This is a genomic window from Microbacterium sp. NPDC055988, from assembly GCF_042269505.1.
Classification (GTDB): Bacteria; Actinomycetota; Actinomycetes; order Actinomycetales; family Microbacteriaceae; genus Microbacterium.
On record NZ_JBHJXY010000001.1, the window covers coordinates 176,344 to 191,551 of the forward strand.

Here is a 15,208-nt window from a genome sequence, read left to right on the forward strand (position 1 = left end):
AACACAAGCACCTGGTGAGGAGCCAAAGAACGCCGCCTCCCGAGACCGGGAGGCGGCGTTCTTTGGCTCCTCAGGGAAAGACTCAGCCGATACGGATCAGCTTCTTGTTGACGAACTCGTCCGCCGCCAGGTGTCCCAGCTCACGCGCGGTGCCGCTGCGCTTGACGCCGCCGAACGGCAGCTCGGGGCTGTCGGCCAGCACGAGGTTGACGTAGACCATGCCCGCCTCGATCTTGTCGGCGACGCGCTCGGCCTGCTCGGCATCCGTCGTGAAGACATACGAGCCGAGGCCGAAGGTCGTGTCGTTCGCGAGCTCGACCGCCGCGTCCTCGTCCGCCACGCGGTACACGACCGCGGCGGGGCCGAAGAGCTCCTCGCGGTACACGTTCATCTCGGGCGTCACGTCGGCGAGCACGGTGGGTGCGAAGAACGCGCCGTCGCGGGTGCCGCCGGTCAGCAGCGTCGCGCCCTGCTCGACGGCCTGGTCGACCTGCTTCTGCAGGTTGACCGCCGCTGTCTCCGACGAGACCGGGCCGAGGACCGTGTCGTCGAGCATCGGGTCGGTCGCCTCGACCGCCGCCATCGCCGCCGTGAACTTCTCGACGAAGGCGTCGTAGAGACCGTCGACGACGATGAAGCGCTTCGCGCCGTTGCACGCCTGACCGTTGTTGTCGAGGCGCGCGTCGACGCCGGCCTGCACGGTCGCGTCGAGGTCGTCGGTGGAGAGCACGATGAACGGGTCGGAGCCGCCGAGCTCGAGCGCGACCTTCTTGAGGTTGCGACCGGCGATCTCGGCGACCGCGGCGCCGGCACGCTCGGACCCGGTGAGCGAGACGCCCTGCACGCGCGGGTCGGCGATCATCGTCGCGATCTGCTCGTTGGTGGCGAGCACGTTCTGGTAGGCGCCCTTCGGGAAACCGGCGTCGTGATAGATCTTCTCGATCGCGGTCGACGACTCCGGGCACTGCGGCGCGGGCTTGAGCAGGATCGTGTTGCCGACGATCAGGTTCGGAGCGGCGAAGCGCACGATCTGGTACGCGGGGAAGTTCCAGGGCATGATGCCGACGAGCGGGCCGAGCGAGGAGCGGCGGATGATGGCCGACCCCTCCCCCAGGATCGCGATCGGCTGGTCCGCCATGATCGACTCCGCCTGGTCGGCGTAGTACTCGGCGATGTCCGCGGCGAAGTCGACCTCGCCGAGGGCGGCCTCACGGGGCTTGCCCATCTCGCGCACGAAGATGTCGGCGAGCTCCTCGCGACGCTCGCGGTGCAGTTCGGCCGCGCGCCGGACGAGGGCTGCACGCTCGGCGACCGTCGACGAGCGCGACCACTCGCGGTGGGCCTCGTCGGCGGCAGCGACCGCCTGGTCGATCTGAGCGTCGGTGAACGTGTCGAAGGACGCCAGCGTCTCTCCGGTGGCGGGGTTGATGACGGCGTAGTCGGTCATGTTCTCTCCTCCTCTGGCTGCTCGGTCAGGAGACCGGGATCAGCGTGTACTTGGTGGACAGGTATTCGTGGATGCCCTCGAATCCGCCCTCGCGGCCGACACCGGACTGCTTGACGCCGCCGAAGGGGGCCGCGGCGTTGGAGACGACGCCCACGTTGAGTCCCATCATGCCCGTCTCGAGCTTGTCGATCATCCGCTGGCCGCGCTGCAGGTTCTCGGTGAACACGTACGAGACCAGTCCGTACTCGGTGTCGTTCGCGAGGTGCACCGCTTCGTCCTCGGTCTCGAAGGTCGCGATCGCCAGCACCGGGCCGAAGATCTCCTCGCGGAGGATGGCGCTGCCCGCGACCACGTCGGTGAGAACGGTGGGCTCGTAGAACGTGCCGGTGCCCTCGACGGCCTTGCCACCGGCGAGCAGCGTCGCACCGCGACCGACGGCCTCATCGACGAGCTCGCCCGCCTTGGCGACGGCATCCGCGTCGATGAGCGGTCCGATCGCGACGCCCTCCTCGGTGCCGCGGCCGATCTTCATCCCGTTGACACGGTCGGTGACCCGCTTGGCGAACTCACCCGCGACGTCCTTGTGCACGATGAAGCGGTTGGCCGCGGTGCACGCCTGTCCGATGTTGCGGAACTTCGCGGCGAGTGCGCCCTCCACGGCCTTGTCCAGGTCGGCATCGTCGAACACCACGAACGGCGCGTTACCGCCGAGTTCCATCGAGACCCGCAGCACGCCCTCGGCCGCCTGCGCGATGAGCTTGCGTCCGACCTCGGTCGATCCGGTGAAGGAGAGCTTGCGCAGACGCGGGTCGGCGATGATCGGGGCGGACAACGCGCTGGACTTCGACGTCTGCACGACGTTGACGACACCGGCGGGGAGTCCTGCCTTCTCGAGCAGCGAGACGAAGAAGATCGTGGTCAACGGGGTCAGTGCCGGGGGCTTGATGACGACCGTGCAACCGGCCGCGAGTGCCGGCGCGATCTTGCGGGTGGCCATCGCGAAGGGGAAGTTCCACGGCGTCACGAAGAACGACGGGCCCACCGGACGCTGCGACACGACCATGTGGCCGGTGCCCTCGGGGTTGATGCCGTAGCGGCCGCTGATACGCACCGCCTCCTCGCTGAACCAGCGCAGGAACTCGCCGCCGTAGACGACCTCACCACGGGCTTCCGCGAGCGGCTTGCCCATCTCGAGCGTCATGAGCAGCGCCAGATCCTCCTTGTGCTCCTGCACGAGGTCGAACGCCTTGCGGAGGATCTCGCTGCGGACGCGCGGCGCGGTGGCCGCCCACTCGTCCTGAGCGGCGACCGCGGCATCGAGGGCACGGATGCCGTCGGCCGGTGTCGCGTCGGCGATGGTCCGGATCACGGAGCCCGTCGCCGGGTCCTGCACGTCGAAGGTGCCGCCGGTCTCGCCGTCGATCCACTGACCGCCGATGAAGAGGCCGGTGGGGATGCTGTCGAGGAGCGCCTGTTCGGTCTGAGTGCTCATGATTCTCTTTCTGTGAGGAGGGCTATGCGCGCTTGCGTCGGCTGGGCGGTGCGTCGATGCCCAGCGTCTGGCCGCGGAAGAAGGCGGGCCGACGGACCGCGTTCCAGATCATGACCGCGATGCCGACGACGATGATCAGCATCCCGAGGATGAAGACAATGCCGACGCCGCCGATCTGCGATCCGGAGCCGTACTCCGGGTCCATCGAGTCGATCAGCGTCGTGAAGAACAGCACCGCGAGGATCGCGCCGCCGACGAGCGGGAAGAGGAACGTGAAGAAGAAGTTCCGCGTCGAGTCGAACCACTGCTTGCGGAAGTACCAGACGCACGCGAACGCGGTGATCCCGTAGTAGAAGCAGATCATCATGCCGAGGGTGAGGATGGTGCCCCACAGGGTGTCCTCGCTGACGACGCGCATCACGGCGTAGAACGCGGAGGCCACGATCGCCGAGACGATGGTCGCGTACCCGGGGGTGAAGAAGCGGGGGCTGACCTTCGCGAACGCCTTCGGCAGGGCGCCGTAGTGCCCCATCGCCAGCAGGGTCCGCGCGGGACCCACGAACGTGGACTGCAGCGACGACGCCGAGCTGGTCAACACCGCCAGCGACACCAGGAAGGCCAGCGGTCCGAGGATCGGTCCGGAGAGGTGGAAGAAAACGTTCTCCTGGATGTCTTCGTTGCCGAGCCCCAGCGCTCCGGTGCCGACGCCGGCGAACATGATCATCGCGACCGCGAGCAGCAGGTACAGCGAGACGATCGTCAGCACCGTCACGGTGGCCGCGCGGCCCGGCGTCTTCTCAGGGTCCTTGGTCTCCTCGTTCATGGTGAGCGTGACGTCCCAGCCCCAGAAGATGAAGATCGAGAGCGAGAGACCGGCGGCGACCGCGCTGAAGGAGGAGATCGCGAACGGGTTGAACCAGTTCAGGTCGAACGGCTGGTAGTCGAAGCCGTTGCCGTTCACCGCCTGCACGATGGCAGCGACGGCGAAGAACACCAGCACGAGGATCTGGAAGCTGACGAGCCAGTACTGCAGCTTCTGCGTCGTCTGCATGTCGCGATATGAGATCCACGTCGCCCCGAGCATGAACAGCAGGCAGACGCCGATGTTGATCCAGGTGACACCGGCGAGGTCGCCGATCTCCGGATTTCCGGTGATCTGCGACAGCAGAAGGAAGAGGAAGTCGACCGCGACGCCGGCGAGGTTCGACAGCACCAGGATCGTCGCGACGACCAGACCCCAGCCGGCCATCCAGCCGACCCACGGGCCGAACGCGCGGGCCGCCCAGGTGAAGGACGTGCCGGAGTCCGGCATCCGGTTGTTGAGCTCGCGGTAGCCGAAGGCGACGAGGAGCATCGGGATGAAGCCGACGAGGATGATCGCCGGGATCTGGGCTCCGACCTCGGATGCCGTGGGGCCGACGGCGGCGGTGAAGGTGTAGGCGGGGGCGATGCACGAGATGCCGATCACGACCGCGCCGATCAGGCCGACCGTTCCGGCGCTCAGACCTTTGGTGGAGATGCCGGTCGTGACACCGGATTCGGGCTCCGTCGCCCGGTTCGTGCTGCTCATCAGCGGTCTCCTGCTTCGTTGCGGGTACGCGGGACGACGATCATGGGAACGGGCAGCTCGTGCAGCATCTTCGCCGCCGTGGAGCCCAGGAACAGACGGCGCGGTTGCGCCAGTCGGCTGGAGCCGACCAGGACGACCTCACCCGGAAGCCAGGAGAGGTGGGCGACGGCGTCTTCGACGGAGTCGCCCGGTGCCTGTTCGACCGCGGCGGAACGGCCGTCGGGCAACAACTCCGACGCGACCGCGAGCACCTCCTGGCCGTGCGTGTCACCGACCGTGCGGATCGCTCCGGTGTCGAGTCCCGGGGGCACGTCGAAAGGGACGAGGGACACGAGCCGCAGGTCGACGCCGCTGTCCGCCGCGAGCGCGACCGCCTCGTCGAGGAGGGCATCGGCACCCGGCCGGGATCCGACGGCGACCGTGACGCGCGGCAGGACATGATCGTCCTGCTGGGCGACGCCGACGGGCGCGAGTGCCACCGGGATGGTCGACGAGTGCAGCAGCTCGGAGGCGACGCTGCCGAGCCGGTGACGGCCGAAGATGCCTCCGCCCGCGGCGCCGATGACGATCACTCGCGCGCCGAATTCCTCGCCGGCGGCGATCAGCCCCTCGGCGAACGACTCGGCGAAGCGCACGTGACCGCTGCGGGTGAGCTCCTGAGGGAGCCGGACCACGGCGTCCGCGAGCCACTTCCTCGCCTGCGATCTGAGGTGCTCCTCATAGGCACGCTCGGGCGGAACGGCCGCACTGCGCGTGCCCTCGTTCGGCAGCACGATCACGAGGTGCAGGGTCGCACCGAGGCTGCGGGCGAGCCGGGCGCCGAGCGCCGCGGCATCCGCTCCCGCATCCGTCGCCGTGTATCCGACGACGACCGAGCCGGTCATCAGCCGGCGCTCTCAGCGGAGCCCGCGTCACGGCTCGCGTCGACGATGTTCGATGCCACGAGGTGCCCCATGCGGATTGCCCCGTCGACGTGCTGGTATCCGGCGCCGGCCATGTCGCTGCAGGCGAAGTGGATCGGCCCGACCGCGGTGCGGAGGTCGGCGCCGTAGCGGTGCAGGCCCCCCATGTCGAAGCTCGCGGCGTACGCGCCCCGCGTCCACTCCTCGCTGCCCCAGTCGCTCTCGTAGTAGACGACGGGATTCTTGGCCTCTGGGCCGTAGTAGTGCGACAGCGACTCGAGGATGCGCTCCTTGCGCTCCTCGGCCGAGAGCTCGAACACGCCGTCGGCGTTGGCATCGGAGACGAAGCCGACGAGGGTGCCGCGCTCGTCGCCGTGGTTGGTGTTGTCATACGCCTCGTGCGAGAGCTCGTACGGGCTGAAGGCGGTGCCGCTGAGGCCCTGCTCGCGCCAGAACGGCCGGTCGTACACGGCGTGCACCTTGATGACGAAGCCCATCGACAGGTGCTGGTGCAGTTGGTGCTGTCGGCGCGGCAGCGGCGGGTCGAACGCGATGCGGCTGTAGAGCACCGGCGCGTGCGCGAGGATCGCGTGGCGGGCGCGCACCGTGTGCTCGTCGGTGGTGGCCACCACAGCCTGGGTCCCTGAGCCCGTCGAAGGGTCGGACCATTCGAGGCTGCGCACGGGCTGGTTCAGCAGCACGTCGTCGCCCAGGCGCTCCGCGAGCCGCAGCGGAACCTGCTGCAGTCCGCCGACGACGCGCTTGTCGAGGATGAAGTCCGCGTCGACGAGGTTCGAGTACGAGCCGGCGGATGCCGCCATCAGCAGCGACTGCAGCAGCGAGAAGGAGTGCGTGGGCTTGGTGAGCATCGCCGACCCCGTGGCGAAGGCCAGGTTGCGCACGGCCTCGTCGTCGTCGGTCTGCGAGCGCAGCCAGGCGTCCCACGTGATCGTGTCCCAGTCTTCGGCGCTGGGGTGGGCCCAGGGACGGTCCGGGTCGATCTCGGCGACGAGCGCGTCGAGGATCTCGGTGATCCTGGCGATCTCGGCCTCGGTCTCCGGCGCCACCGGGAACATCTCGCCGGTGAAGCGGTGTGCTTGTCCGTCGGGGCCGACGTAGACGCTGTCGCCTTCGCGGTAGCGGCTGTACGTCTCGAGCCCCAGCTCCTCGATCGTGTCCTTGAGCGCGTCCTGGTCGGGCGAGACCCACTGGCCGCCGATCTCGAGCATGGCGCCGTCGATGACGTCGGTCCACAGGCGCCCGCCGACGCGGTCGCGGGCCTCCAGCACGGCGACCGACAGGCCGGCCCTGCGGAGGTCGTTCGCCGCCGTGAGCCCTGCGGCTCCGGCCCCGATGATCAGTACGTCGCGAGTGATCTCAGCCATCTGCAACTCCTTCGTTGGGTGAAACAGTGCCGGTCGCGACCCGAAATCCCCCGATCGGGGTCGCGACCGGACAGGGGGGTCATGCCGCGGCGAGCGCCGCGGCGACGATGTCGAGTCCCTCGTTCAGCAGATCGTCGCCGATCGAGAGCGGGGGGAGGAAGCGGATGACGTTCCCGTAGGTTCCGCAGGTGAGGACGACGACGCCCTGGGCGATGCACGCCTTCGCGACAGCGGCCGTGAGGGCGGCATCCGGAGCCTTGGTCTCGGGATCGACGAACTCGGCGGCGATCATCGCACCGTGTCCGCGGACGTCGCCGACGCGCGGGTCGTTCTGCTGGATCGCGGTGAGACGCTCCGTGAGGATCACGCCGATCTCCCGTGCGCGCTCGATCACGCCGTCGTTCTCGAACACGTCGATGGACGCGAGGGCGGCAGCGCAGGCGATCGGGTTGCCGCCGTAGGTGCCGCCGAGACCACCGGAGTGCGAGGCGTCCATGATCTCGGAGCGACCGGTGACGGCGGCGAGCGGGAGGCCGCCGGCGATGCCCTTGGCCGTGGTGATCAGGTCGGGCTCGATGCCGAAGATCTCGCTCGCGAACATGTGGCCGGTGCGGGCGAAGCCGGTCTGCACCTCGTCGGCGATGAAGACGACCCCGTTCGCGCGGCACCAGTCGACGATCGCCGGCAGGAAGCCGTCGGCCGGGACGATGAAGCCGCCCTCGCCCTGGATCGGCTCGATGATGACCGCGGCGAGGTTGTCTGCGCCGATCTGCTTCTCGAGCTGGAGGATGACGCGGACGGCAGCCTCACGGCCGTCGAGGCCATCACGGAACGGGTACGACATCGGAGCGCGGTACACCTCGGGGGCGAACGGACCGAAACCGCTCTTGTACGGCATCGACTTGGCGGTGAGCGCCATGGTCAGGTTCGTGCGGCCGTGGTAGCCGTGGTCGAAGGCGACGACCGCCTGACGGCCGGTGTGCTTGCGGGCGATCTTGATCGCGTTCTCGACGGCCTCTGCACCCGAGTTGAACAGGGCGCTCTTCTTCGCGAAGTCGCCGGGGGTGACGCGGTTGAGCGCCTCGGCGACGCCGACGTACGACTCGTAGGGCGAGATCATGAAGCAGGTGTGCGTGAACTGGGCAGCCTGCGCTGCCACGGCTGCGGCGACCTTCGGGTGCGCGTTGCCGACCGTGGTCACCGCGATGCCGGAGCCGAGGTCGATGAGCGAGTTGCCGTCGGCGTCGACGATCACTCCGCCGCCGGCGGCCACGGCCGCGATCGGCACGGTGTGGCCCACACCGGCGGCGACGGCATCGGCCTTGCGTGCGAGGATCTCGGCCGAGCGAGGGCCGGGAAGGTCCGTGACCAGGCGACGCTCCTGTGGGAGGTCGGGTCCGCCGAGAGGGACTGCGGGTGCTGCGGTGTCGAGGAGTGCCATGTTCGCGAGCGTACGGCCGCGACGGAAACCCTCGCACTCGCCGACTTGTACAATCTGAGACAGCTCTTCGCCACTCTGTACATTCGGGAGATCGGTCATGACCGTCACTGAACATCCGACCCTGCGGGCGCTGCTTCACCGTCGCGATCTCGGGCTCGTGCTCGTGCCGCTCGAGGACGACCTGCCGGAAGGCGCGCTCGACCGACCGCTGCGCTGGGTGCACAGCTCGGATCTCGCCGATCCGACCCCGTTCCTCTCCGAGGACCTGGCGCTGCTGACCACCGGCACCCAATTCGACGACGCCGTCGACATCGACACGTATGTCGCCCGCCTCGCCGATCGCGGCATCCTCGGACTCGGCTTCGGCACCGAGGTGCACCGCTCCGGCATTCCGGAGGAGCTCGTCGTCGCTTGCGCGGAACGAGGGATCCCCCTGTTCTCGGTGCCGTATCGCACCCCGTTCATCGCTGTCGCCCGCGCACACGCCGAGGCGATCGCCGCCCAGGCATACTCGCGCCGGTCGTGGGCACTGGACGCCCAGCGCGCACTCGCACTCGCGGCGCTGCGCCCGAGCGGACTCGAAGCGACCATCGCAGAGCTCGGACGACGACTGGGGGTCTGGGCGGGCATGTTCGACGCGGCGGGAGCGGTGATCGCCTCGCATCCGCGCGACCGATTGGGGGCCGCAATGCGCGACACCCTCGGTGAGCGCGTGATGGACATCCTCACCCGCGGCCTCGAGGCAGGGCAGTCCCTCACTCTCGGGGAGAGCACCTTCATGCTGTTCACCGTGGGGCGCGGGGGCCACCTGCGCGGGGTGATCGCCCTGGCGGTCGACGCGCTCGACCCCGAGGCACGCTCGGTGGTCACCTCGGTGATCGCGATGGCCGGACTCGCGATGGAGCAGAGCGAGCAGCTCGCCAGGAGTCGGCGGCGCCTGCACGCCCAGCTGCTCGGGTCGCTGCTCACCGACGACCCCACTCTGGCTCGGAGGGTGCTGGGCGGTCTACCTCCGGCCCCGGTCGTCGTGGCCGTCACCGCGGATGCCCCCGCCGGTCCGCTTGCCGATTGGTGGGAGCGGCACCGCGCCGAACACGGCACTCCGGTCTTCCTCGCCGAGTCCGCGGACGGCGTGACGATGTGCATCTCCGCCGGCGAGGAGGCCCTGCTCGACGAGGTCGCCACCCGTTTCGGCATCCGCATCGGCGTCTCAGACCCCGACACCTACGACTCGTTCGCCCGCGCGCACGCACAGGCTCTCACCGCGCTCCGCCAGCAGGGGACGCACGGCGTGGCGCGTTACTCCGAGACGGTGGGCTCCCACATCCTCACCGCCCTCGCCACCGATGAGGCTCGTCTCGTGGCGGAGTCCCGGCTCGCGCCGCTGCGCGAGCATGACGTCCGCACCGGCGCCGAGCTGGAGCGTTCACTGCGCACCTGGCTGGAGCACGATGCCCGGGCCGAAGCCGCAGCCGCCACCCTCGGCGTGCATAGGCACACCCTGCGCTCCCGTATCACGCAGGCGAGCGGCCTGCTCGACATCGATCTGTCGACGTTCCCCGCGCGCGCCGAGCTGTGGACGCTCCTGCAGACCGCCCGGGACTGAGATCTGCGCCGACCCGCGCGCGGGAGATCAGCGAGGGGCGGGCGCCCTCCCCGCCCCTCGCTGCCGGACAGCCCCCACAGCCGCCCGTTCCATCCCCGGACGACTCCCACAGCCGTCCACATCCCCAGGACGGCTCCCCCGCCGTCCGCGACCCCGGACAGCCATCCGCGCGACTCCCACAGCCACCCGTACGGCCCCGCGACCACCCGGACGGCTCCCCCTGGCCGACCGCGCAGTCCCCATCACCGGTCGAACGCTCCCATGTTCGTTCGCGCCGCCGTTCATCCCGATCGCGCGCAGCCCAGCGGAATCGCTGTGGATCGCACTGCTCACGGTCTCGCCCCTTCGTCGGGCGTCGATCGCCCTCTGCCACCCTCACTCAGGAGGAACACGGCCGTAGGGCCCTTCGTCCCTCGGCCGTCAGCCGACGTCATGGATCCGCGAGAGCTCGAAGACCGCCGCCTGCGTCCGATGGGTGAACCCGAGCTTCCCGAGCATCGACGTGACGTAGTTCTTGATCGTCTTCTCGGCGAGACCCAGACGGTCCGCGATCTGTCGGTTCGTCAGCGCATCGGCGATGAGCGCGAGGATCTGCCGTTCACGCAGACTCAGGGACGCGAATCGCGGATCGGCCGAATCAGTCGATCCGGGAGTGAGCTGCCCGGTCGCTCGACGCACCGCCGCCGGGTCGAGCAACCGGCGGCCCGCAGCGACAGCGCGCACCGCATCCGGCAGGTCCGCCGCACGGACGGTCTTGAGCAGGTGACCGTCCGCGCCGGCCATCACTGCCGCGATCACCGCGTCATCGTCGTCGTAGGCCGTGAGGATCAGGCACCGCATCGCAGGATGCCGCTGCCGGATCGCGCGGCACAGGTCGATCCCGCTGCCGTCGGGGAGGTGCACATCGAGGACGACGACGTCAGGAAGCGTGGCCGCGATCCGTCGCGTCGCCTCGCGGCAGGCTCCCGCCTCCCCGACGACCTCGAGGTCCGGGGTGGCCTGGATCACACCGGCGACGCCCCTTCGCACCATCTCATGATCATCGACAAGGAACACTGCCGTCATCGCCCACTCGCTCCTGTTCCTGCCGGTCGCTCGTCCGGGGTCGCCCGGCGGCGCCCCTGGCACCCTAACGGCCTTCTCGTCGCATATGTGGGGACCATGGTCCCCGCCGATCGGGTACGCAGGTCGCCGACCGCGCACGCGGTCGGCGACGCGTCTGCCATATACCGGCTGAGCGTTGCAGACGGGTCGGTCTCCGGGGAAGGTGGAGGGATGCAGGACAGATGCCGACACAAACGCATATCACGCCCCGCCACCAGCAGGACGACGGGAACGATGCTCCCGTGACACGCGCCACCCGGCTCCTCGCCACTCGCCGCCAGCTTCGCGGCCTTCACGACTCCACGCCGGACGCGTCCGGCCCCGAACCCGATGCCGACAGGACTCTCAACCGGATCGTCCGCGCGGCCGCTGATCTCATCGAAGCGCGCGACGGAGCTCTCATCGTGATCGATGCGGCCGGAGCCGTCGAGCGTTTCGTCCACGTCGGCGTCGGCGTCGGCGTCGGCGTCGGCGTCGGCGTCGGCGTCGGCGTCGGCGTCGGCGTCGGCGTGGACAAGGGAAGCGCGCAGACGATCGCCGACCTGCCGGAACCGGGCAGTCTGGTCAACGCCGTGCTCGACAGCGGCCGTACGATCCGGCTGAACAAGCTGAGCGATGATCCTCGGTCCCCGGGCTTTCCCGCGCATCATCCGCCCCGGGACGGTTTTCTCGGGGTCCCGATCCGGTCGCAGGGCGAGGTGTGCGGCGTCCTCGTGCTGACGAACCGCCGCACCGGGGTCTTCACACTCGAGGATGAAGAGCTCATCGGATCTTTGGCGGCGACGGCTGCCCTCACGATCCGCAATGCGCGCGAGCACGAGGAAGCCCGCCGTCAAAGGCGGCTGAGTCGGGCGTTGTCCGATCTCCGCGCAGCCCTGCTGACTCCCGAGCGCGAAGACATCCTGGATGTCATCGCCGAATGCGTCACTCACGTCGTGTCCTGCGACCTCGTCACGATCGTCGTCCATGCGGACGCCGATCACCTCCGTATCGACGCGGCTCACGGGTCGCTGTCCGCTGCCTTCGAGCACGGAGTACTCCCTGCGCAGACGTCGATCGCCGCGGTCGCGATCGCGAGTGGGAGCATGTCGAGCGGACGACTCACCGACGAAGCCACGCACACGAGCCTCGCCGGAAACCAGGATGCCGCGGGGCCGACCGTGGCCGTCCCGCTCGTCGCTGCCGGTCATGCGATCGGAGCCCTGTGCGTCACTCGTGGGGCATCGGGTGGCAGCTTCTCTCCGAGCGAGATCGATGCCATCTCCGACTTCGTCGTCCAGGCGGGTGTGGCGACCTCGCTCGCCTGGGCCCGGGAGGATCGGCAGCAGCTCGACATCATCGAAGAGCGGAACCGCATCGCCCGCGACCTGCACGACAACGTGATCCAACGATTGTTCGCGACGGGAATGAGCCTGCAGGCGTTCGCCGCCACCCAGCCGGGCCACGCGGAGGAGCTCGAGCAGCACGTCACTGAGATCGACGCCGCCATCACCGACATCCGGTCGGGGATCTTCTCACTCCGCACGCGCCACGGGAAACGCAAGGACCGCCCGGTGCGCAAGCGGGTGCTCGACGTGATCACGGAGCTGACTCCCGCGCTGCCGTCGGCCCCTACGATCACGTTCGTCGGTCCGGTCGACCCGGTCGTCACCGGGAAACTCGCCGATGATGTGATCGCCGTCGTCCGCGAGGCCCTCGCCAACGTCGCCCACCATGCGCGGGCTCGCAACAGCGCGGTCATCCTCACCGTCTCGGAGAACGAGGTGGTCGTCGCGGTGCAGGACGACGGCAACGGGGTCGCCGCATCGCCCGGCGACCCCGGCGGCACGGAGAACCTCGCCGAGCGCGCTGCGCTGCACGGAGGCACGTTCACGCTGGATCAACAGACGGAGCGGGGAACCGTGGCGCGTTGGAGGGTGCCCCGCCCTCCGGCCCCCGGTGGACCGGCGACCACGGAGGCACGTCGCCGCGAGGATCGCGCGCGCAACGATCCGCCCGGGACTGCGTCGGCATGAGCACGGGCGAGGCTGGATGCCCGGTTCAGACGGTGCACGAGGGTCGGCAGTACGACTGGACATAGGCCAGGAAGTCGGTCATGAACCCCGAGATGCCCTCGGCGACCACGGCCGGGTCGGTGCTCCTGATCGCGGGCGCCCAGTTGGCGGAGAACGCCGGCGAGACGGCGAGGAATTGCTGGGCGACGGGTGCCATCGCGTCCGCTTCTGACTGACTGGAGACGGTGATCCCGAGCTCGGCGATCAGCTCGGGATAGGCATCGGCGATCGTCCCGCGCCCCGTCATGAGCAGCATCAGCAGATCCAGATCAGTCGAGGAGGCGAGGCGCGGATCGAGAGCGGCGTCCAGCGCCGCGGCATGCACGCCGGAGCTCGTCGCGGCTGTGACCTCCGATGCGCCGTGACCCGTCGTGGCAGAGGCCGACGACACGCCTGTAAGCGACAGCGTGAGCGCCAGGACGGCGGATGCGAGGGACGTGGTCTTCGGGCGAACGAGCATGGGAATTCCTCCGGATGTTGGGTGATTCGGCGAAAGTACCACAGGAGTGAAATGTAAAACAGTACTCACTCCCGCTCGGCCCCCGCTCACACCTCCGCTCAGCGATCGCACGAGCGCGACGTGTCACGTACCCCATCTCGATCGCGACCGGCCAGGAGCACGCGGCACCGGCTGACATCGTCCTCGCTCTGCGAGACCAGCGCCTCGATCCCCTCGAAGTGCAGCGTGGGGCGCAGACGAGCGACGAGCGTGACCGCCAGTGTCCGACCGTATAGATCGAGATCCACATCATGCAGGTGCACCTCGACCCGCCTGTCTCGGTCGCCCGCGAAAGTGGGATTCGTCCCGACGCTGACGCTCGCCGGCCAGACCTCGGGGTCATCGTCGATACGCGTCCATGCCGCGTAGATCCCGTCGGCAGGCAGGCCGTCGAGGTCGAGCGCCAGGTTGGCCGTCGGGAAGCCGAGCTCGCGCCCCCGCCCGTCGCCTGGCACGACCACGCCGACGATGGTCGGGAGCGGCGGAGTGCTCACGCTCTCTCGGAGCCTGCGATGGACCGATAGCGACTCTGGTGGAAGACGAGTGGCTCGACATCGTCGAACAGAGTGATGTCGCCGATCTCGTACAGCGCGATCTCGTGATCCCCGCCGTCGAACGTGCTGTGCAGGCGACAGGTGAGCCAGAGCGCGGCATCCGAGATCAGCACGGCACCACCGTCGGTGCGCTGCCACTCGTGCCCGCCGAAACGGTCGCCCTCGCGCGCCGAGAGCGACCGACTGAGCGGCTCGTGGTGCGCGGCCAGCACACTCATGCCGAGCTCGGGCACCTCGCGGAGTACCGGCCAGGTCTTCGACGTCCGAGCGGCGCTGATCGCGACAAGCGCGGGTTCAAGCGAGATCGAGGTGAAGGAGTTGACCGCCATTCCGACGGCACGGTCGTCGACGTGCGCGGCGAGGGCCACGACGCCGGTCGGATACACCGAGAAGGCCCGGCGGAGGGAGAGGTCTCGCGGCAGGGCGTCGGTCATGGCAGTCGTCATTCTGGCTTCCTTCCATAGTCAACTTTGACTAGTTTGAATAATAGCCAAGTTTGATCGTGCAAACAACAGGAATGCGCGAGAGCTGCCGTTAGCATGAGGGACATGTCGACCACCCGCCTCGTCGTCCTCGGCGCTGTGAAGCAGTTCCAGCCCGTGCACGGGTACTTCCTCCGCCGCGAGCTGATGACCTGGCACGTCGATGAATGGGCTCACATCCAGCCCGGATCGATCTACAACGCCCTGCGCGCCCTGGAGGTCGACGGCTACATCGCCGAGAGCGGAACCGAGAGCGAGGGAAAGCGTCCCGCACGCACGACCTACCGCATCACTCCGGCGGGCGAGGTGGAGCTGCAACGGATGCTGCGCGAGAACCTCTGGAACGTCGCGGCCTTCGACACGCAGGCGATCATGACCGTCGCCTCGTTCATGTTCGTACTGAGCCGACAGGAGGTGATCGCCGGCCTCGAGCACCGCCTCATCAAGAGCGACGCGATCATCACACAGAACGGCTTCGACGTGCAGGACACACTGCGTTCCGAGACGACGCCGAAGTACGTACGGGAGATCTTCGACCTCTCCACCGCCCGTCTCACCGCCGAGAAGCAGTGGCTGCTCGATCTGCTGGAGCGCCTGCGCGCCGGCGAGTACACATTCGCGGGCGAGGCCGCCGAGGGTGCGGCACCGACTGACGCCGCGTCTTCGAAGTAG

13 protein-coding genes are annotated in these 15,208 nt (G+C 68.8%); 3 read left to right on the forward strand and 10 right to left on the reverse strand.

Features of this window, described 5'->3' with window-relative positions; translation table 11 throughout:
- Positions 1 to 82 precede the first annotated feature (82 nt).
- The 6 genes from ACFC14_RS00925 to gabT all read right to left on the reverse strand — a co-directional run bounded on the left by ACFC14_RS00925 (position 83) and on the right by gabT (position 8,237).
- Positions 83 to 1,447, reverse strand: a complete 1,365-nt coding sequence (locus ACFC14_RS00925; protein WP_376100618.1) for an NAD-dependent succinate-semialdehyde dehydrogenase — start codon at positions 1,445 to 1,447, stop codon at positions 83 to 85.
- Positions 1,448 to 1,472: 25 nt separating this feature from the next.
- Positions 1,473 to 2,939 (reverse strand): NAD-dependent succinate-semialdehyde dehydrogenase, encoded by a 1,467-nt coding sequence (locus tag ACFC14_RS00930; protein WP_376100619.1) that lies wholly within the window; start codon positions 2,937 to 2,939, stop codon positions 1,473 to 1,475.
- Positions 2,940 to 2,961: 22 nt separating this feature from the next.
- On the reverse strand, positions 2,962 to 4,509 hold the full coding sequence (locus ACFC14_RS00935) for an APC family permease (RefSeq protein WP_376100620.1): 1,548 nt from the start codon (positions 4,507 to 4,509) through the stop codon (positions 2,962 to 2,964).
- Positions 4,509 to 5,393 carry a universal stress protein gene (locus ACFC14_RS00940; protein WP_376100621.1) on the reverse strand — a complete coding sequence of 295 codons (885 nt, stop codon included), beginning with the start codon at positions 5,391 to 5,393 and terminating at the stop codon, positions 4,509 to 4,511. Before ACFC14_RS00940 ends, ACFC14_RS00935 begins: the two co-directional genes overlap by 1 nt.
- Entirely contained in the window at positions 5,393 to 6,796 is a 1,404-nt protein-coding gene (locus ACFC14_RS00945; RefSeq protein WP_376100622.1) for a flavin monoamine oxidase family protein, read from the reverse strand. The genes ACFC14_RS00940 and ACFC14_RS00945 overlap by 1 nt, the downstream gene beginning before the upstream one ends.
- A 79-nt stretch (positions 6,797 to 6,875) precedes the next feature.
- A complete protein-coding gene (gene gabT / locus ACFC14_RS00950) occupies positions 6,876 to 8,237 on the reverse strand; it encodes a 4-aminobutyrate--2-oxoglutarate transaminase (protein WP_376100623.1) in 1,362 nt (453 codons plus the stop codon).
- A 97-nt stretch (positions 8,238 to 8,334) separates the two neighbouring features.
- Between gabT and ACFC14_RS00955 the strand changes: the two genes are divergently transcribed.
- Positions 8,335 to 9,843 carry a PucR family transcriptional regulator gene (locus ACFC14_RS00955; RefSeq protein ID WP_376100624.1) on the forward strand — a complete coding sequence of 503 codons (1,509 nt, stop codon included), beginning with the start codon at positions 8,335 to 8,337 and terminating at the stop codon, positions 9,841 to 9,843.
- Between the two features lie 420 nt (positions 9,844 to 10,263).
- Here the strand turns inward: ACFC14_RS00955 and ACFC14_RS00960 are convergent, their stop codons facing one another.
- Positions 10,264 to 10,908, reverse strand: coding sequence for a response regulator (locus tag ACFC14_RS00960; RefSeq protein WP_376100625.1), 645 nt, complete (start codon positions 10,906 to 10,908; stop codon positions 10,264 to 10,266).
- 281 nt (positions 10,909 to 11,189) lie between these two features.
- Between ACFC14_RS00960 and ACFC14_RS00965 the strand changes: the two genes are divergently transcribed.
- On the forward strand, positions 11,190 to 12,962 hold the full coding sequence (locus ACFC14_RS00965) for a GAF domain-containing protein (protein ID WP_376100626.1): 1,773 nt from the start codon (positions 11,190 to 11,192) through the stop codon (positions 12,960 to 12,962).
- A gap of 25 nt (positions 12,963 to 12,987) precedes the next feature.
- Here ACFC14_RS00965 and ACFC14_RS00970 read toward each other — a convergent pair whose 3' ends face one another.
- The 3 genes from ACFC14_RS00970 to ACFC14_RS00980 all read right to left on the reverse strand — a co-directional run bounded on the left by ACFC14_RS00970 (position 12,988) and on the right by ACFC14_RS00980 (position 14,500).
- Positions 12,988 to 13,461, reverse strand: coding sequence for a hypothetical protein (locus ACFC14_RS00970; RefSeq protein WP_376100627.1), 474 nt, complete (start codon positions 13,459 to 13,461; stop codon positions 12,988 to 12,990).
- A gap of 98 nt (positions 13,462 to 13,559) precedes the next feature.
- Positions 13,560 to 13,994, reverse strand: a complete 435-nt coding sequence (locus tag ACFC14_RS00975) for a riboflavin kinase (RefSeq protein ID WP_376100628.1) — start codon at positions 13,992 to 13,994, stop codon at positions 13,560 to 13,562.
- Entirely contained in the window at positions 13,991 to 14,500 is a 510-nt protein-coding gene (locus ACFC14_RS00980) for a flavin reductase family protein (RefSeq protein WP_376100629.1), read from the reverse strand. The genes ACFC14_RS00975 and ACFC14_RS00980 overlap by 4 nt, the downstream gene beginning before the upstream one ends.
- A 102-nt stretch (positions 14,501 to 14,602) precedes the next feature.
- Between ACFC14_RS00980 and ACFC14_RS00985 the strand changes: the two genes are divergently transcribed.
- On the forward strand, positions 14,603 to 15,208 hold the full coding sequence (locus ACFC14_RS00985) for a PadR family transcriptional regulator (protein WP_136040715.1): 606 nt from the start codon (positions 14,603 to 14,605) through the stop codon (positions 15,206 to 15,208).